The 16,612-nt window shown below is 67.6% G+C and carries 19 protein-coding genes; 10 read left to right on the top strand and 9 right to left on the bottom strand.

Going from position 1 to position 16,612, the window contains the following annotated elements:
• Window positions 1-3 precede the first annotated feature (3 nt).
• The 3 genes from D3226_RS01590 to D3226_RS01580 are packed head-to-tail and all read right to left on the bottom strand — an operon-like array spanning window position 4 to window position 2,271.
• Window positions 4-1,176, bottom strand: a complete 1,173-nt coding sequence (locus D3226_RS01590) for an amidohydrolase (RefSeq protein WP_202380673.1) — start codon at window positions 1,174-1,176, stop codon at window positions 4-6.
• On the bottom strand, window positions 1,166-1,843 hold the full coding sequence (locus D3226_RS01585; RefSeq protein WP_202380672.1) for a DUF1028 domain-containing protein: 678 nt from the start codon (window positions 1,841-1,843) through the stop codon (window positions 1,166-1,168). Before D3226_RS01585 ends, D3226_RS01590 begins: the two co-directional genes overlap by 11 nt.
• Window positions 1,840-2,271 carry a RidA family protein gene (locus D3226_RS01580; protein WP_337248864.1) on the bottom strand — a complete coding sequence of 144 codons (432 nt, stop codon included), beginning with the start codon at window positions 2,269-2,271 and terminating at the stop codon, window positions 1,840-1,842. The genes D3226_RS01585 and D3226_RS01580 overlap by 4 nt, the downstream gene beginning before the upstream one ends.
• Window positions 2,272-2,423: 152 nt before the next feature.
• On the opposite strand from D3226_RS01580, the gene D3226_RS01575 reads away from it, so the two are divergent.
• Both D3226_RS01575 and D3226_RS01570 read left to right on the top strand, forming a co-directional pair.
• On the top strand, window positions 2,424-3,371 hold the full coding sequence (locus D3226_RS01575) for a LysR substrate-binding domain-containing protein (RefSeq protein ID WP_202380670.1): 948 nt from the start codon (window positions 2,424-2,426) through the stop codon (window positions 3,369-3,371).
• A gap of 214 nt (window positions 3,372-3,585) precedes the next feature.
• A complete protein-coding gene (locus D3226_RS01570; RefSeq protein ID WP_202380669.1) occupies window positions 3,586-4,863 on the top strand; it encodes a flavin-containing monooxygenase in 1,278 nt (425 codons plus the stop codon).
• Window positions 4,864-4,986: 123 nt separating this feature from the next.
• Here D3226_RS01570 and D3226_RS01565 read toward each other — a convergent pair whose 3' ends face one another.
• Window positions 4,987-5,499, bottom strand: coding sequence for a VOC family protein (locus tag D3226_RS01565; protein ID WP_202380668.1), 513 nt, complete (start codon window positions 5,497-5,499; stop codon window positions 4,987-4,989).
• A gap of 102 nt (window positions 5,500-5,601) precedes the next feature.
• Here D3226_RS01565 and D3226_RS01560 point away from each other — a divergent pair, with 102 nt between their 5' ends.
• Window positions 5,602-6,420: a helix-turn-helix transcriptional regulator gene (locus tag D3226_RS01560; protein ID WP_202380667.1), complete on the top strand. Its 819-nt coding sequence runs from the start codon at window positions 5,602-5,604 to the stop codon at window positions 6,418-6,420.
• Window positions 6,421-6,523: 103 nt separating this feature from the next.
• Here D3226_RS01560 and D3226_RS01555 read toward each other — a convergent pair whose 3' ends face one another.
• From D3226_RS01555 to D3226_RS01540, 4 genes are all read right to left on the bottom strand, one after another.
• Window positions 6,524-6,826: a Dabb family protein gene (locus tag D3226_RS01555; protein WP_202380666.1), complete on the bottom strand. Its 303-nt coding sequence runs from the start codon at window positions 6,824-6,826 to the stop codon at window positions 6,524-6,526.
• Window positions 6,827-6,903: 77 nt separating this feature from the next.
• A complete protein-coding gene (locus tag D3226_RS01550) occupies window positions 6,904-7,194 on the bottom strand; it encodes a glutaredoxin family protein (protein ID WP_202380665.1) in 291 nt (96 codons plus the stop codon).
• 111 nt (window positions 7,195-7,305) lie between these two features.
• Window positions 7,306-7,404 (bottom strand): 30S ribosomal protein bS22, encoded by a 99-nt coding sequence (locus D3226_RS01545; RefSeq protein WP_005504750.1) that lies wholly within the window; start codon window positions 7,402-7,404, stop codon window positions 7,306-7,308.
• Between the two features lie 103 nt (window positions 7,405-7,507).
• Window positions 7,508-7,984, bottom strand: coding sequence for an ArsR/SmtB family transcription factor (locus D3226_RS01540; protein WP_202380664.1), 477 nt, complete (start codon window positions 7,982-7,984; stop codon window positions 7,508-7,510).
• A 218-nt stretch (window positions 7,985-8,202) separates the two neighbouring features.
• Between D3226_RS01540 and D3226_RS01535 the strand changes: the two genes are divergently transcribed.
• Window positions 8,203-9,576, top strand: a complete 1,374-nt coding sequence (locus D3226_RS01535; protein ID WP_202380663.1) for a TrkH family potassium uptake protein — start codon at window positions 8,203-8,205, stop codon at window positions 9,574-9,576.
• Window positions 9,569-10,234: a potassium channel family protein gene (locus tag D3226_RS01530; protein ID WP_202380662.1), complete on the top strand. Its 666-nt coding sequence runs from the start codon at window positions 9,569-9,571 to the stop codon at window positions 10,232-10,234. Before D3226_RS01535 ends, D3226_RS01530 begins: the two co-directional genes overlap by 8 nt.
• Window positions 10,235-10,246: 12 nt before the next feature.
• On the opposite strand, the gene proC is transcribed toward D3226_RS01530, so the two are convergent.
• The gene (proC, locus tag D3226_RS01525; protein ID WP_202381483.1) at window positions 10,247-11,056 is read right to left on the bottom strand and encodes a pyrroline-5-carboxylate reductase; all 810 of its coding nucleotides are present in this window, start codon (window positions 11,054-11,056) and stop codon (window positions 10,247-10,249) included.
• A gap of 156 nt (window positions 11,057-11,212) precedes the next feature.
• Here proC and D3226_RS01520 point away from each other — a divergent pair, with 156 nt between their 5' ends.
• The 5 genes from D3226_RS01520 (at window position 11,213) to D3226_RS01500 (ending at window position 16,555) form a co-directional block, all read left to right on the top strand.
• Window positions 11,213-12,175 (top strand): cation diffusion facilitator family transporter, encoded by a 963-nt coding sequence (locus D3226_RS01520; protein WP_202380661.1) that lies wholly within the window; start codon window positions 11,213-11,215, stop codon window positions 12,173-12,175.
• 286 nt (window positions 12,176-12,461) lie between these two features.
• Entirely contained in the window at window positions 12,462-13,610 is a 1,149-nt protein-coding gene (locus D3226_RS01515) for an ABC transporter substrate-binding protein (protein WP_202380660.1), read from the top strand.
• A gap of 53 nt (window positions 13,611-13,663) precedes the next feature.
• Window positions 13,664-14,509: an ABC transporter permease gene (locus D3226_RS01510; protein WP_202380659.1), complete on the top strand. Its 846-nt coding sequence runs from the start codon at window positions 13,664-13,666 to the stop codon at window positions 14,507-14,509.
• Window positions 14,506-15,468 carry an ABC transporter permease subunit gene (locus D3226_RS01505; RefSeq protein ID WP_202380658.1) on the top strand — a complete coding sequence of 321 codons (963 nt, stop codon included), beginning with the start codon at window positions 14,506-14,508 and terminating at the stop codon, window positions 15,466-15,468. Before D3226_RS01510 ends, D3226_RS01505 begins: the two co-directional genes overlap by 4 nt.
• Window positions 15,458-16,555, top strand: coding sequence for an ABC transporter ATP-binding protein (locus tag D3226_RS01500; protein ID WP_202380657.1), 1,098 nt, complete (start codon window positions 15,458-15,460; stop codon window positions 16,553-16,555). The genes D3226_RS01505 and D3226_RS01500 overlap by 11 nt, the downstream gene beginning before the upstream one ends.
• Window positions 16,556-16,612: the final 57 nt, after the last annotated feature.

Genomic DNA, 16,612 nt, shown 5'->3' with positions numbered 1-16,612 from the left:
TGGTCAGGCGGGGCGGATGGGCATCCCCTGGGCGGTGCGCGCGATTGCCGTGTCGAGCGCGGTCCAAGCGAGCGCGGTGGCCCCATCACGAAGCGCACGCTCCGCGAGCTCACCCACGCACGCCGCAGCGAAGGCGGGCTGATGGTTGCTCGCGTCGCCCCCGACCCCGATGTAGGGGTGAATCGCGGGCACAATCTGGGACACGTTGCCCATATCGGTCGACGCCCGATTCATGGTTGCGGCGGCCGGATCGACGTCGAAGCTACGACCGAGCGCCCGCAGGTTCGCCCGGTAGCGGTCAAGCGTCTCCTCGTCCGTGCGCATCTCCGCGTACCGCTCGCTCTCCGGGGTGATCGTAAGTTCAGCGCCCGTCGCCAGCGCGCCGGCTGCAAAGCAGGCACGCACCCGCGCCTCCAGATCGATGAGTTGCTCGGTGGTCTCCGCGCGCACGTACCAGCGTGCCTCCGTGCGCTCGGGGATCGCGTTCGGCGCCTCGCCCCCGCGGGTCTGCACGCCGTGCACGCGCACCCCAGCGGGAAGCTGCTGGCGCAGCAGTCCGAGCGCCACCTGCGCGATGAGGAGCGCGTCGTTCGCGTTCACTCCGCGCTCGGGGTAGGCGGCGGCGTGCGCGGCGCGGCCGTCGTACTGCACGTGCCAGTGCGTCACCGCGAAAGGTCGCGCTTCCGCGACGTCGACGGGCGCGGGGTGCGCCATGAGGGCGAGATCAAGGTTCGCGAACGCGCCACGCTCAAGCAGCACGATCTTGCCCCCGCCGCCTTCCTCCGCGGGGGTGCCGATCACCTCGACGGCGATACCCGTCTCGTCCGCGACCGCGGCGAGCGCGATGGCAGCGCCGACCGCCATCGCCGAGATGAGATTGTGTCCGCAGGCGTGCCCGAGGCCGGGGAGCGCGTCGTACTCGGCCAGGAAGCCCACGGTGAACCGCGTCGGGCCGCTCGGTTCGACGCGCGCGCACAGCGCGGTGTCGAACCCCAGGTACGGGTGCTCTACCGCAAACCCGTGCGCGCGGAGCGCTGCCGCGACGGCCGCGGAGGAACGATGTTCCTCCCACCCAAGTTCGGGGTGCGCGTGCAGATCGTCCGAGAGCGCGACAAGCTCAGGGAAGGCCGCGGTCAGACGCTCGGCGATGCGCTGCTTTCGCACGTCACTCGTCACCGGGCACCCCGTAGGACGGGGCGGCCGCGGGGTTCAGCCCACGACTCACGTAGTCGTCGCGCTGCGGCAGCCACTCGGTCAGCGCCGCGCGCAGCTCGCCGACGGGGTCGTCCGACCAGTCGACACGCAGGTCGGTGATCCGCCAGCCGGCGTCGCGCACGACGGCGAGACCGACCGAGTGCACGGGCCCCTCCTCTCCGCCCGCATCGAGCGCAGCACGGAACGCTGCGAAGAGCCGCTCCTCGAGCTGCCCGGGTGCGGTGAGCGCGGTGTCGATGAGCGCGTCGAGCACCCCGAGGCTCGCGAGCATGTTGCCGCCGGCCACCGCGTTCTCGCGGGTCACGGCCCCGAACACGCCGAGCGCACGGTTACCCGAATACGCGGCGGTCGTGCCCGCCGCGTCGAGCACGAGGAGCTGGCGGTACGGAATCAATGCGGGATCGGCCTCTGCGATGACGGCATCCACGGCCTGCTGCGCGTAGTCGCCGGCGCGGAGCCTCGCAATGAGCGCTGGCCCGAGACGGGGATCGGTGACGTTTTGGGTGTGCGCCCCGCCGACCCGATCGGCGAGCGCCACACAGCGCGCCGCGACCGCGGGGGACGAGGAAGAAATGATCGATCCAAATTCGCCGGTGTGCGGGTCTCGAACGAGCAGTGAGAACGTCATGCTGCGTTCCCATCGCTCAGCACGGCTGTCGCATCGATTTCGACGAGCCATTCGGGGCGGGCGAGCGCCTGCACCACGATCCCGGTCGAGACGGGGTACACACCACGCAACCAGCGCCCCATGGTGCGGTACACGTCTTCGCGGTAGCGCGGGTCGACGATGTAGACGGTCACCTTGACGATGTCGCGCAGGCTGCTCCCGGCCTCGGCGAGTAGGAGGTCGATGTTGCGCATGGCCTGCTCGGTCTGCGCTACCACGTCCCCGATCCCGATCGATTCGCGCGTCTCGAGGTCTTGCCCGATCTGTCCGCGCAGGTAGACCACGCCACCAGCCACGACCGCCTGACACAGGTCGTTGTCGAGGTTCTGCTCGGGGTAGGTCTCTTTCGTGTTGAACTTCCGCAGGCGCAGGTGCGTGCTCTCCGTCACTGGTCCTCCTCGTTGAGTGCGTGGGCGCGGCTGCCCCGTCCATCTCCATTGTCGGAACGTCGACATCATCTGTAAAATAGGGAAAAGATAAACGGGGGATCAATTATCTAGATTCAAGATTCCGCATGATCCCCAAGGAAGGCACGTGCGCCGTGGCACAGCGATTTCCCCTCACCCTCACCCAGCTCAGCTACTTCGCCGAGTGCGCCAAGACGCTCAACATGACGGTTGCGAGCGAGAACCTGCACGTCGCCCAGTCCGCCGTGTCCACCGCGATCTCGCAGCTCGAGCGCGCACTCGGCGCCGCGCTCTTCATCCGCCAGCACGCAAAGGGGCTCATCCTCACCGCCGCTGGCGAGTCACTGCTGCGCGACACACATCGCATGTTCGGTCTCCTCACCGAATCAATCGACACGATCCAGTCCGAGCGCGGTGAGGTGCGCGGCTCCATTACCGTCGCGTGCTTCCACACGCTCACCCCGTTCCTGCTGCCGCAACTGCTCGCGCGACTCCAGCACACGCACCCCGCGCTCACCGTCGATGTGCGGGAGGGCGACTACGAGCAGAATCTCGCCGATCTGCGTGGCGGCCGCGCCGAGCTCGCAGTGAGCTACGACCTCACTGACGCTGATGGCATTGAGCAGGAGGTCGTCGGCGAGGCCCGCCCGCACGCGATTGTCGCAACTGACCACCCGCTCGCCGCGCGGGGCACCGCCAGCCTTGCAGAGCTCGCAGCGGACCCCCTGGTGCTCCTCGATCTCCCCGATAGCAGCCAGTACTTTCTCGGGCTGCTGCGCGAGGCCGGCGTGCAGCCGCACATCAAATACCGCACGAAGAACTACGAGGCGGTGCGCTCGTTCGTCGCGATGGGGCTCGGCTTCGCGATCCTGAACCAGCGTCCCCGAGTCGCGGAGACATACGCCGGGAACCGTACCGCGGTCGTGGAGATCGCGGATCCAGTGCGCAGCCTCGGCATCACCGTCGCGTCACTCGCTCAGGTCGAGCTCTCCGCCCGCGCCCGCGCGGTAACCCAGGCGGTGCGCGAGCTCGTGGCCGAGGAGTCGGCACGACAGGCCGTGGGAGACCACTCAACCCTCTGAATGTGTTTTTCCGATCGCAGCCTGTGAGTCAATCTGCATAGGCGATGAAGTGCACCGCGAATGTGTATTGGCTTCACTCGCGGCCCCTGCGCTTTGCTGGGGATCATCCGGGCACGCACACCTGAGCACCCCGGTCGTGGATCCAGGACCCAGTCCCGCTGCAGCACGGCAGCGTTGATCCGCGTCGATCCACTATCTCGAGCGGAGAGTCACCATGTCGAGCCCAGCACCCGAGGTCACCGACGTCCTCGTCATTGGCGGCGGCCAAGCCGGAATCGCGATGAGCGAGCACCTCACCATCCAGGGCATCGCCCACATTGTCCTCGAACGCGATCGTGTTGCCGAGCGCTGGCGCACCGAGCGCTGGGACTCGCTGGTCGCCAACGGCCCGGCCTGGCACGATCGCTTCCCCAATCTTCCGTTCACGAACGTCGACGACGACGGCTTCGCCACGAAGGAGCGGGTTGCCGAGTACTTCGAGGAGTACGTGGCGAAGTTCGAGCTCCCCGTGCGCACGGGGGTTACCGTGCACGCCGTACGCCACAACGACGATGCGCCCGGGTATCTCGCCGACACAAGCGCGGGAGCCATCGCGGCGCGCTACGTCGTGGCGGCGACCGGCGCGTTCCAGCAGCCGTCGATCCCGCCCATCGTTCCCGCGTCAGAGCCGATCACTCAGATCCACTCGGCGCAGTACAAGAACCCGGGCCAGCTGCCGGCCGGCGGCGTGCTCGTCGTGGGATCGGGCTCCTCCGGCGTGCAGATTGCCGCGGAGCTGCGGGAGGCCGGCCGCGAGGTGCACCTCGCGGTGAGCCCGCACGAGCGCCCGCCCCGTCGTTACCGCGACCGTGACTTCGTGTGGTGGCTCGGGGTGCTCGGCATGTGGGACGCGCCGAATCCGTCCGCGGGCGCAGAGCACGTGACCATTGCGGTGAGTGGCGCCCACGGCGGCCACACCGTCGACTTCCGCGAGCTCGCAGCGTCGGGGATCACGCTCGTCGGCAAGGCGCTCTCGTACGAAGCTGGCACGCTCGCCTTTGCGCCCGATCTCGGCCGCAACATCGCGGTGGGTGATGCGACCTACCTCGCCATCCTCGATGCGGCCGACGCGTACATCGAGCGCAACGGACTCGATCTGCCAGAAGAGCCTGAGGCGCGGGCGCTCGGGCCCGATCCCGACAGTGTGACGCACCCGATCCAGCACCTCGATCTTGCCGCAGCCGGCATCACCTCGATCGTCTGGGCCACGGGCTTCCGCTCCGACTACAGCTGGCTCGAGGTCGACGCGTTCGACCCGCAGGGGCGGCCAGTGCAGCAGCGCGGCATCTCCGGCGTGCCCGGCGTCTACTTCCTTGGTTTGCCCTGGCAGTCGCGGCGCGGATCAACGTTCATCTGGGGGATCTGGCACGACGCGAAGTTCCTCGCCGACCAGATCGCCATTCAGCAGGGCTACCGGGCCTACACGGGAAGCGCGGCGCTCGTCCCCGCTTAGCCCCCGCCCCGCACGAATCGGGGTCAGTTCGGCAGGGTGTCGCGGGCGATGTGCGCCCAACACCCTGCCGAACTGACCCCGATCGCGGGGAGCGCAGGGGACGAGTGCGTGTGCGCTGGGCTGCTAGGCGTCTGTGGCGGATGCCGCTGCAGCCCACGCTCGGACGCGCGACGCGCTCTCCTCCTCGGAGAGATCCTCCACGCGCGTCATCACCGACCAGCGCACACCGAACGGATCGCGGATACTCGCGAACCGGTCTCCTGAAACGAAGTTACTGAGCGGCTCACGAAGTGTTGCCCCCGCCGCGAGCGCCCGCGCGACCGCGGCATCCGCGTCGGGCACATAGATGCCCAGCGAATAGCAGTCGTCGTCGCCCGCAGGCGCCGCAACCAGGTGGTAGTCGGGCAGCGGCTCCCCGAGCTGCAAGTGTCCCGACTCAAGACCGATCTCCGCGTGCACCACCCGGCCGCCCATCTCCGTGACGTCGATAACTCGTGCACCAAACACGTCCCGGTAGAACTCGATTGCGCCGCGCGCATCGGGAATCACGAGGAACGGCGTCAGGCTCGAGGAGCCGTTCGGGCGCCCGTTGGTGGTGTGTTCCCCGGTGGCCGGGGTCGTCGCTGCAGTGTTCATGCGTTCATCGTAAAATCATGCCGACGGGGCGCGCTTGCACATTTGTGCCAGCTTCCACATCGGCGAAGCACGCCGCGCTCCGCACACGCGAGGGGAGCCGGGATGACGGGCACGGACGGGGCAAGCCGCGGGGTGCTCTACCCGGAGCGGCTGCCAGAGTTCCACCGCCTCTCACCACCGGAACCACTCGAGCCACTCGTCCGGTGGATATGGATCCCGGAGTGGTCGCTGCTGCACGGGGCTGTCTCGCGCCAGGAGGTGCTTCCCTTTCCCGCCTGCAACCTCGTTGTGGAACCGGACGGAGTGACGCTTGTTGGGCCACCCACCCGGCGCTCTGAACGCGAGCTGCGCGGCACCGGCTGGGCGGTCGGCGCACTCCTCAGGCCCGCCGCACTGCCCGCACTGTGCTCGGATCCCGCGTCGATTCGGGATCTCAGCAGTCCGGTCGAGGCACCACTGCTGCACGCCGAGGTCGTCGCTGCGATGACGGAGCGTCGCGCACCCACTGAGCGCCGGGCGCGCGCGACTGAGCTGCTTTCCGCCTGGCTGCTCGCGCGAGTACCGCCGCTGGACGCGGAAGCCGAACTCGCCAATGACCTCGCCGAACTCCTTGCGGATCCCGCGGTGACACGGGTGGATCAACTCGCCGCGCGGCTGCACTCGTCCACGCGCACCCTGCAGCGCATCGCAACGAAGTACTTCGGCCTCTCGCTGCACAGCATGATTCGACGGCGGCGCATTCAGGAGGCTGCGGCGGTGCTGCGGGGCGACGCGGCTTCTCACGGACACGCAGGGACCAGGATCGCCGAGCTCGCCCACGAGCTCGGATACACCGACCACGCCCATTTCTCGACCGACTTCAAGGCCGTGCTGGGGCTCACCCCGAGCGAGTACCGCGCGCACTTCTCCAGCTCCCCCTGAACCGGGGTCACCCAGGCAGGGTGTTGTCCGAGCGGCACACGCGACACCGTGCCGGAGTGACCCCGATTCGGGGAGACGAGAGGGCCGGGGCTCGGGGGGCTGGTTAGAGCGTGAAGTCCGTTGCGACGCGGGCCACCGCGTGCTGCTTCACGATCGCGCCTGCGGCGAGGTGGTCCGGGTGCGTCGCGTAGACGGCGAGCCCCTCGGCGTCATCGAAGTCGGCCACGAGCGTGAGGTCGTAGTTGTCGCCGTCGAACAGCTCGTTGCGGTGCACCGCAAGCGCGCGCACGGTCGGCACGAGCTCCGTGAGCGGGGTGAGCGCTGCAGCGATCTCTGCGGCCTGCGCATCGCGATCGGCGAGCGTCTCGCCGCTCAGCTTCCAGGAGACGATGTGACGAAGCGTCATGAGTGCATACTCTTTCTCGGGACTCAGCCCGAACAGTGAAGCGGCGTGTGCGCCGCGAGAACAGCGGGTGATCCCGATCAGCGCAGCAAACCGCCCAGCGGGCCGCGCGCAGCCTTCTCCACCGCTGCGGTGAGCCGCGCGGGGTCCACGCGCCAGATGGCGTGTCGCTTCCCGCCAATCTGCACAACGGGGATGTGCTCCGAGTGCTTTCGGGCGAGCGCGGGATCCTGCTGGATGTCGAGCTCTTCGAGCGAAGTTTCAATGCCGCGCGCACCAAGCTCGGCGCGCACGCCCGCGATCACCTCGCGTGCGTCGTCGCACAGGTGGCACCCCGGCTTGCCGATCAGCGTGAGCTGCACGGTGCGCATGGTGACCGCTCCTCTCGAAGGGAATCTCACACCCCGAACGGGTGTGAAGAAAACAAAAGGCGCCGGACCAGGGGCCCGACGCCAGCATCGATTGCGCTCGGGGCGCCTCGACTACTTCTTGTTGCGACGCTGGTGACGCGTCTTTCGAAGCAGCTTGCGGTGCTTCTTCTTGGACATGCGCTTACGGCGCTTCTTAATAACTGAACCCACGGTCACCTCACAACGTCTCTCGGGCCGCCGGATTCGTGGCCCACAAAACAGTTATTCTACTCGGCGAAACGCTGGAGCGCGAACTGAGAGCGAGAAACGCCGCCTAATCACGCAGCCGGAAGCGCGCGACCAGCTCCTTCACACGGTTTTCCGCACGTGCAGCGGCACGTCCCATTCGCTCGGCGGCGGCGGCGGCCTCCTCAGGCAGTACCTCCTCGCCAGCCTCGATGAACGCGTCATCCGAGGCAGGTCCGGGCACGCGCTCACCGTCTTCGGAGAGGTACTCGACCGTCACCTCCGTGTCGAAGCCCGCGGAGAGGAACGGGATCACGAAGTCCTCAATCATCTCGAGCGGCTCAGGGTTCAGCGAATAAAAACGGTGCTGTCCCTCCTCGCGCACGGTGACCAGCTCGGCCTCGCGCAGCACCTTCAGGTGCTTTGACACGGTGGGCTGGCTGATCTCCAACTGGGCGACAATCTCAGACACGCTGATCTCAGAATCGCGCTGGAACCGCTCGAGCAGCACCTGCAGGATGTCGCGCCGGGTCGCGTCGGCAATGACCCCGAAGATATCTGGCATGCCTCCCAGGGTAGTCGCACGGGCTCCATCTGTCCCGCATGCGCCCAGCGGGGCGCGCTTCACCCGGGTGCGCCGCGTGTGTACGATGTCTAAATCGAGGCGAGACCGTGAGATCCACGCGACTCGCGCCGTCACCCGAAAGAAGGCCAACCGTGGGGGCACCCGCCGTGAACCATCGCCGCGCCGCCACATTCTCGCGGCGGTCCTGGCTCGGAGCGATGATTCACTCATCGCCCGCCCGGTTTGCGCTCCTGGTGTTCTCCGCCCTGATCTTGGTGTGGACCGCGCTCCTTTCTCTCCCCCTTGCTTCTGCCGACGGCAAGGTCACCCCCCTCGCTGACGCACTATTCACCGCCGTCTCCGCGATCTGCGTGACCGGCCTCTCCACCGTCGATATGTCGACGCACTGGTCGCTCTTCGGCGAACTACTGGTGCTCGCGGGCCTGCAGATCGGCGGCATTGGTGTGCTCACCCTGGCGAGCATCCTCGGCCTCACCGTGACTCGCCGCCTCGGCCTGCGTCAGCGTCTCCTCGCGGCAGGCGATACGAACCCCATGCGTATGGGGCGCGACGTGTCCGAGAGTCAGGCCGTTGGCCTCGGCGAGATCGGTGGGCTGCTCGGGTCGGTGGCGCTCAGCGTGGTCATCATCGAGGCAGCACTCACCGTGCTCATCACACCGCGACTCATGGGCGCTGGCTACGACTTTCCGCACGCGCTGTGGAACGGCTTCTATCTCTCGGCGTCCGCCTTCACGAACACCGGCTTCGTGCCCCTGCAGGGCGGCCTCGAGCCCTTCGCCACCGACGTCTACCTACTCAGCGTCCTCGCGATCGGCGTCTTCCTCGGCGCGATCGGATTCCCCGTCATCTTCGCTCTGTACCGCTACGTGGTGGGTGGCGGCTGGCGCGCACACAAGAGACTCGGCCTCCACGCGAAGCTCACACTCACGACCACGATCATCTTCGTGATCTTTGGCTGGCTCGCGATCGCAGCGCTTGAATGGAACAACCAGGCGACGCTCGGCGAGCAAAACTTCTGGCAAACCATGTTCAGCTCGGTGTACATGTCGATCATGACCCGTTCGGGCGGGCTCGGCATCATCGATCCGCTCGACATGAACGGCTCCACCCTGCTCGTGATGGACATGCTCATGTTCGTGGGCGGCGGCTCTGCATCGACCGCGGGTGGTATCAAGGTGACCACCATCGCCGTACTATTCCTCGCGGCATGGGCAGAGGCGCGCGGTTACAAGGACATCCAGGCGTTCGGCCGTTCGATCCCGAACGAGGTGCTGCGCGTCTCGATCTCGATCATGATTTGGGGCGCCACGATCGTGCTCGCCTCGACGGTGGCGATCATGCACATGACGGGTGAGTCCCTCGACATTGTGCTCTTTGAGGTGATCTCCGCCTTCGGCACGTGCGGGCTCTCCTCTGATCTCTCCGCGCAGCTCCCGGACGCGGGCAAGTACGTACTGATTGCCACCATGTGGGCGGGCCGCGTCGGCACGGTCACGCTCGCGGCCGCTGTCGCCGCGACCAGCCGCTCTCGCTTGTTCCGTCTCCCCGAAGAAAGGCCGATCGTTGGTTGATATTCGCAGTGATGCCCCCGTACTGGTGATCGGCCTCGGGCGCTTCGGCGCCGCGACGGCCGGCCAGCTCGACCGGCAGGACCGTGAGGTGCTAGTCGTCGATACTGACCCCACGCTCGTGCAGAAGTGGGCCGATCGCGTCACGCACGCGGTGCAGGCCGACGCACGCTCGATGGAGGCACTGCGCCAGATCGGCGCCGACGAGTTTCAGATCGCGGTAGTTGCAACCGGCTCGTCGATCGAGGCGAGTGTGCTCATCGCCGCCAACCTGGTTGACCTCGAGATCCCGCAGATCTGGGCCAAGGCCATCTCTGCCTCGCACGGCAAGATCCTTGAGCGCATCGGTGTGAACCACGTGATCTACCCGGAGCGCGAGGCCGGCGAGCGCGTCGCGCACCTCCTCAGCGGCGCGATGCTCGACTTCATTCAGTTCGACAACAACTACGTCATCGCGAAGATGTACCCGCCCCGCTCGATCCGCGGCCGCACGCTCACCGAGAGCGGCGTGCGCACCCGCTACCGGGTCACTGTCGTCGGTGTGAAGACTCCCGGCCAGCCGTTCACACACGCAACGCAGGACACGCTCATCTCGCCGCACGACCTCATTATCGTGAGCGGCACCGCGTCCGATGTGGAGCGCTTCGCCACGATCGGTTAGGCGGCAGCCTGGCTACTGGGCTTCCAGCTCCTCCGACCGGCGCACATTTGCGGCGAGCGCGCGATCGAAGAGGTCGGGCCACCCCGCGTCCTGCAGCACACACACGGCCTGCTCGGTGGTGCCCTTTGGGCTCGTCACGTTGCGGCGCAATTGCGCAGGATCCTCGCCACTCGAATCGAGCAGCAGCGCGGCCCCCACGAGGGTCTGTTGCACAAGCTCGCGCGCCTGCTCCGCACTGAAGCCACGACGCTCGGCCGCTGCAATCATCTCCTCCACGTAGAGGAAGACGTACGCGGGGCCAGAGCCTGAGACCGCGGCAACGTCGTTGATCTGGTCCTCGCGCACCACAAGCACCGAGCCCACGGTCTCAAACAGCGCGCGCACGAGTGCAACGTCGGCCTCACTGGCATGTGCACCGCCAGCGATGCCGGTCACGCCACGGCCAATGTGCGAGGGCGTGTTGGGCATCGCGCGCACCACCGGAGTGCCCGCGGGAAGCACCGCCTCGATCGCGGCGCTCGGCACGCCGGCGGCAACGCTCACGACCACGGTGCCCGGCTCGAGCGCCTCCGCGATGTCGCGCGCAGCGTCAACGACCATCCACGGCTTCACCGCGAGAATGACGAGCCCGGCACCGGCCACCGCCGCACGGTTTGCCTCGGGGTGTTCCGCCACGGCCTGCGCGACGACGTCGTCCGCGCCAGCAAACTGGGCAGCGCTTGCGGCGGAATTCGTGGTCACCCGGATGGGCCGAACAATGGACACCTCAGGGTTCCGCAGGCCGGCGAGGATCGCGCCGCCCATGGATCCCACTCCGATCATTGCCGTTGTCGGGAGTGCTTGCTGCTGGGTCGTCGTCGCTTCGCTCACGCGAACAGTCTAGGGAGTGCGGCGCGCAGCAGCATATGGCGGCGCTCGTCGAGTCGCCCCATAGAATGACCCAGAAGAGCTCGAACTCTCGACTGGAGGGCATCTGACATGAGTGCGTCAGGCGGCAGTAAGGCAATCATCGCGGCGTTCCTCGCCAACATGGGCATTGCGATCACGAAGTTCATCGCGTGGGCCTTCTCCGGCTCGTCCTCCATGCTTGCGGAGGGCGTGCACTCGCTCGCCGATTCCGGGAATCAGCTGCTCCTGCTCCTGGGCGGGAAACGCGCGAAGCAGCGTGCCGACAAGGAGCACCCGTTTGGCTACGGTCGCGTGCGCTACGTGTACGCCTTCGTCGTGGCGATTGTGTTGTTCTCCATCGGTGGCGTGTTCTCGGTGTATGAGGGCATCTCGAAGATTCGCGAGCCGCACCCGCTCGAGATGTGGTGGCTGCCGCTCCTCGTACTCGCCATCGCGATCGTGCTCGAGAGCTTCTCGCTGCGCACCGCGGTGCGCGAGAGCCGTCCACTGAAGGGCGATGCGAGCTGGTTCCAGTTCATCCGCCGTTCGAAGGCGCCCGAGCTGCCCGTGGTGCTGCTCGAGGACGTCGCCGCGCTCCTCGGCCTCGTTATCGCGTTCTTTGGTGTCGGGCTCACCGTGCTCACGGGCGACGGCCTGTTCGACGGGATCGCGACGATCGCGATCGGTGTGCTGCTCATCGCGGTCGCCGTGATCATCGGCACCGAGGTGAAGAGCCTGCTGGTCGGCGAGGGCGCGAGCGATGAGGATCTTGAGAAGATCGAGGCCGCGCTGCTGAAGTCGAAGGACATCGATCGCATCATCCACATGAAGACGCTGTACCTTGGCCCCGACGAGTTCATGATCGGCGCGAAGATCAGCCTCGATGCGGCACGCACCATGAACGAAGTGTCGATGATCATCAACCTCGCCGAGCGGCGCGTACGCGAGGCAGTGCCCGCCGCGCGCATCATCTACATTGAGCCCGACGTGTACTTGGATCCGTCCGTGGCGCAGCCGACAACGAGCTCGATTGTGATGCTCTCGAGCGACTAGTCCTCACCCGCATCCGCGCGGAGAAATCGGCGATCTCGGAGGGTTCCGCGGAACTTCCTCCGAGATCGCCGATTTTTCCTACGGGAGAGAAGGATGCGGGGTGCGGATCGCGGCTCGGCGCGTGCCACGTGCACCCCTGAGACACATACCGTTCAACAGCCCGCTACCCGCGCGACGCAGGCGGGCAACCACACTTCCTTAGCGTGGGATCCGGATCGACGGGCACCATCTCCGGTGCCCGCATGCCTCACCTGGCGATCCGCTCCCACCTCCGGAAGGAACCCTCGTGACCTCTCGCGCACTCCTGCGCTCGGCGACGCTCGTCACCGCCACGCTCCTCGTCGGAAGCCTCGCAGCCTGCTCCTCCGCGGGCGCGCCAGAGGCCGGCTCGGGCGACACCGGCTCGGGCACCGTCGACGCAGCAACCGCTACGAGCGCTGCAGACTTCGGCGGCCTCGACGGTCTCATCAAGGCCGCACAGGAGGAGGGCGAGCTCAACGTTGTTGCGCTGCCCGAGACCTGGGCGAACTACGGTGAGATCATCGCCGGCTTCGAGAAGAAGTACGACATCACGGTCAATTCGGCCTCCCCCGACGCATCGAGCGCCGAGGAGATCCAGGCTGCGGACAACCTCAAGGGCCAGGACACCGCGCCCGACGTGTTCGACCTCGGCGCCGCAGTCGCGCAGACCAGCACCGATTACTTCGCCCCCTACAAGGTTGAGACGTGGGATTCGATCCCGGACGAGAACAAGGATCCCGAGGGCCTCTGGGTCAACAACTACTCGGGCATCATGTCGGTCGGCTACGACTCCGACAAGTTCTCCGAGCCGAAGAAGCTCGATGACCTTCTCGGGGCCGACTACAAGGGCGCTGTGGCGATCAACGGCGATCCGACGCAGGCGGGCGCTGCCTTCGCCGCGGTCGGCTCGATCGCTGCACTGAACGGTGGCGGCGTCGACGACTTCGGCCCCGGCATCGATTTCATGGGCAAGCTGCGCGAGGCGGGGAACTTCCTCACCCTCGACCCCACGCCCGCAACGATCGCCTCCGGTGAGACCCCGGTCGTGTTCGACTGGTCGTTCAACAACGTTGCGGCCGCAGCCGACAAGCCGAGCTGGAAGACGACCGTGCTCGACGGCCCGACCTACGTCTCGTTCTACAACGAGGCAATCAACAAGGATGCTCCGAACCCTGCCGCTGCCCGTCTGTGGCAGGAGTGGATCTTCTCGGACGAGGGCCAGGCGCTCTTCCTCGGCGGCAACGCGGTTCCCGTGCGCGTTGACGCCCTGACCGAGGCCGGCACCGCCGACGAGAAGGCCATCGAGGCCGCAACCTTCGGCACCGACTCTGCGAACTGGGTCTCCCCCACGCAGAAGGAAACCGACGCCGCAAACGCGCTCCTCACCGAGCGCTGGGCGACGACCGTCAAGTAAGCCGGATCAGGTGGGGCGCCGACCCGTTCGGCGCCCCACCCCCGCGCTCTCCCATGCGACGCATCCTGCCGGCGCTCGGCCTCACGCCGTTCGTCCTGTACATCCTGCTCTTTCTCGCCGTGCCCGCCCTGCTCGCAATCGCGAGCGGCTTCTTCGGGCCGAACGGCTTCTCGTTCTCGAACCTCGCAGTGCTCACCGAACCCGCAACGCTTTCCGCGTTCGGTGCGAGCGTCTGGGTGAGCGCGCTCACCGCAGTCGTCGGCGCCATCGTCGGCGCCGTGCTCTGCTGGGCGCTCGCCGCGCTGCCCGAGAACGGGCCACTCCGCCGCGTCATCGATGCCGCAAGCTCGGTGCTCGCCCAGTTCGGCGGTGTCATGCTCGCGTTCGCGTTCATCGCGACGATCGGCATCCAGGGCCTCATCACCGTGACGCTGCGCGAGCAGTTCGGCGTCGACATCTTCGCCTCGGGCGTCTGGCTCTACGAGCTGCCCGGCCTGTTCCTGCCCTACCTCTACTTCCAGGTGCCGCTCATGGTGATCACATTCCTGCCAGCCGTGCTCGCGCTGCGCCCCGACTGGTCTGAGGCAGTCGCCTCGCTCGGTGGCGGCAGCGGCGCCTACTGGCGTCGAGTCGGGCTCCCCGTATTGGCCCCCGCGTTCCTCGGTTCGCTCCTGCTCCTCTTCGCGAACGCGTTCTCCTCGTATGCGACCGCGGCTGCTCTCATCAGCCAGGGATCGCAGATCGTGCCCCTGCAGATCCGCGCCGCTCTCATTGGCGAGACCGGGGCGAGCCAGCAGGCGTCGGCCGGGGTGCTCGCACTTGGCATGATCCTCGTGATGGCGCTCGTGATGCTCGGCTACGGCCGACTGATGGCCCGTGCTGCGCGGTGGCAGCGATGAGCGCGCGCACGCCCGGGCGGCCGAGTCCCGCCCTCGCACGCACGGTAATCGCGGTGATCGGCGCGGTCTTCCTGATCCCACTCGTTGCCATGCTCGAGTTCACGCTACGCCGCACCGCGGGCGGGTACGGCACCGAGCACTGGCTCGCGCTCTTCGACCCCGCCAAGGAACGCGTGTATCGCGTGCTCTTCGAGGGGCTCGGAAACTCGCTGCTCCTCGCCGTGCTGACGCTCGCGCTCGTGCTGCTGCTGTTCTTCCCGACCATCGTGCTCGTGCACCTGCGTTTTCCGCGCCTGCAGCGAGCGCTTGATCTGCTCACCATCCTGCCGATCGCCATCCCCGCAATCGTGCTCGTGGTCGGCTTCGCGCCGATCTATCGCGTGCTCGGCCAGGCCTTCGGCTCGGGAGTGTGGACGCTGAGTCTCGCGTACGGGGTGCTCGTGCTCCCCTTCGCGTACCGGGCGATCGTGGCCGACCTCACGAGCATGGACGCGCGAGTGCGCGCCGAAGCGGCCCGGTCGCTGGGCGCTGGGTGGGGCACCGTCCTTGTGCGCGTCATTGCTCCCGGCACGCGGCGCGGGCTGCTCGCAGCAGCGCTGCTCACCACCGCGATCGTGCTTGGCGAGTTCACGGTTTCCTCGCTGCTCAACCGCATCACGCTGCAGACGGCGCTCCTCCAGCTGTCGAAGTCCGATCCGTTCGTCGCCGTTGCCGTGTCACTGCTCTCGCTCATCGTGGTGTTCCTCGTGCTGCTCGCAGTGAGCGGCGTGGGCGGGCCACCGCGGGCCCGCTCGGGCTCCCGCGCTCGGGGTGCGCGCCCCAATCCGCACGCGCCCGCGGTTGCTGGCGCCCACGGCGCACCAGGCCCCATCACTCCATCGGGATCCGCCAGCTCGGCCGCGTCCCTCAGCTCCCCCTTCGTTCCGCTATCCGCCGAGGAGTCCGCTCATGCCCGCTAAGTCCCGCACACAGATGACCGGTGAGGCCGTGCGGCTCACGGACGTGACGAAAACCTATGGCAGCACCACCGTGCTGCACGGCGTCGATCTTGCGCTTGAGCCGGGCGAGCTTGTGTGTTTGCTCGGCCCGTCCGGCTGCGGCAAGACAACTGCGCTGCGCTGCCTCGCCGGACTCGAGCAGGTCACATCGGGCAGCGTTTCGATCGGCGAGGAGGACGTCACCGAGTTGCCGGTCAACCGACGCGACATCGGCATGGTGTTTCAGCAGTACTCGCTCTTCCCGCATCTCACCGTGGCGCAGAACGTGCAGTTCGGCCTCGACATGCGCCGTCTCCCCCGCCCCGACCGCCGCACGCGAGTCGGCGAGATGCTCGAGGTCGTGGGGCTGTCCCACCTCGCAAGCCGCTTCCCGCACGAACTCTCGGGCGGCCAGCAGCAGCGTGTGGCGCTTGCGCGCGCCCTCGTCACACGGCCGCGCGCTCTGCTCCTCGATGAGCCGCTCTCCGCACTCGACGCGAAGGTGCGTGTGCGCCTGCGCGATGAGATCCGCGCCATCCAGACCGAACTCGGCATGACCACGGTATTCGTGACGCACGATCAGGAGGAGGCCCTCGCAATCTCCGACCGGGTGGCCGTGATGGAGGCGGGGCGAATCGCGCAGCTCGGCACGCCCGAGGAGCTGTACCGGCGCCCGGCGTCGGCGTTCGTTGCAGACTTCGTTGGGCTGTCGAACCGCCTCGACGGTGAGCTCGCCGGGGATCGCGTGGTGGTGCGCGGCGAGACGCTGCCGCTCGTTGCGGCGCCCGCTGAATCGACCGGGGTTGCCGGGGCGCGGGTCACCGCGTTTGTGCGGCCCGAGCACGTGCGCCTCACGCCGACGCTGAGCTCTGCGGTGAACGCTGAGGATGCGCGCACGGCAACCGTCGTATCGAGCGGATTCCTCGGCGCGATCCGGCGCACGGTGGTGCAGTTTGCGGATGGTACGACAGCCGCCTCGCAGCATGGCGCCGACGCCGACTTCCGCGCTGGGGACCCGGTGCAGGTGGCCTTTGCCCCCGAGCCGGTCACGGTCGCCCCGCGCGCCTAACCAGCCGCCCCGCCCCGCCCTGATTCCCCCCGCCGGGTGAGTAGGCGGGGAGGCGGC

It is taken from the genome of Leucobacter chromiireducens subsp. chromiireducens (genome assembly GCF_016758255.1).
GTDB classification, from domain to species: domain Bacteria; phylum Actinomycetota; class Actinomycetes; order Actinomycetales; family Microbacteriaceae; genus Leucobacter; species Leucobacter chromiireducens.
The sequence above is the reverse complement of the archived record's forward strand: the minus strand, read 5'-3'. Positions and strand labels throughout refer to the sequence as shown.

Coding starts and splice junctions, on each gene's coding strand:
- proC (WP_202381483.1), bottom strand. CDS start 11,056: ATGATCGGAGTGGGATCCATGGGCGGCGCGATCCTCGCCGGCCTGCGG.
- D3226_RS01585 (WP_202380672.1), bottom strand. CDS start 1,843: ATGACGTTCTCACTGCTCGTTCGAGACCCGCACACCGGCGAATTTGGA.
- D3226_RS01565 (WP_202380668.1), bottom strand. CDS start 5,499: ATGAACACTGCAGCGACGACCCCGGCCACCGGGGAACACACCACCAAC.
- D3226_RS01520 (WP_202380661.1), top strand. CDS start 11,213: ATGAGTGCGTCAGGCGGCAGTAAGGCAATCATCGCGGCGTTCCTCGCC.
- D3226_RS01555 (WP_202380666.1), bottom strand. CDS start 6,826: ATGACGCTTCGTCACATCGTCTCCTGGAAGCTGAGCGGCGAGACGCTC.
- D3226_RS01550 (WP_202380665.1), bottom strand. CDS start 7,194: ATGCGCACCGTGCAGCTCACGCTGATCGGCAAGCCGGGGTGCCACCTG.
- D3226_RS01570 (WP_202380669.1), top strand. CDS start 3,586: ATGTCGAGCCCAGCACCCGAGGTCACCGACGTCCTCGTCATTGGCGGC.
- D3226_RS01535 (WP_202380663.1), top strand. CDS start 8,203: ATGATTCACTCATCGCCCGCCCGGTTTGCGCTCCTGGTGTTCTCCGCC.
- D3226_RS01540 (WP_202380664.1), bottom strand. CDS start 7,984: ATGCCAGATATCTTCGGGGTCATTGCCGACGCGACCCGGCGCGACATC.
- D3226_RS01500 (WP_202380657.1), top strand. CDS start 15,458: ATGCCCGCTAAGTCCCGCACACAGATGACCGGTGAGGCCGTGCGGCTC.
- D3226_RS01510 (WP_202380659.1), top strand. CDS start 13,664: ATGCGACGCATCCTGCCGGCGCTCGGCCTCACGCCGTTCGTCCTGTAC.
- D3226_RS01505 (WP_202380658.1), top strand. CDS start 14,506: ATGAGCGCGCGCACGCCCGGGCGGCCGAGTCCCGCCCTCGCACGCACG.
- D3226_RS01560 (WP_202380667.1), top strand. CDS start 5,602: ATGACGGGCACGGACGGGGCAAGCCGCGGGGTGCTCTACCCGGAGCGG.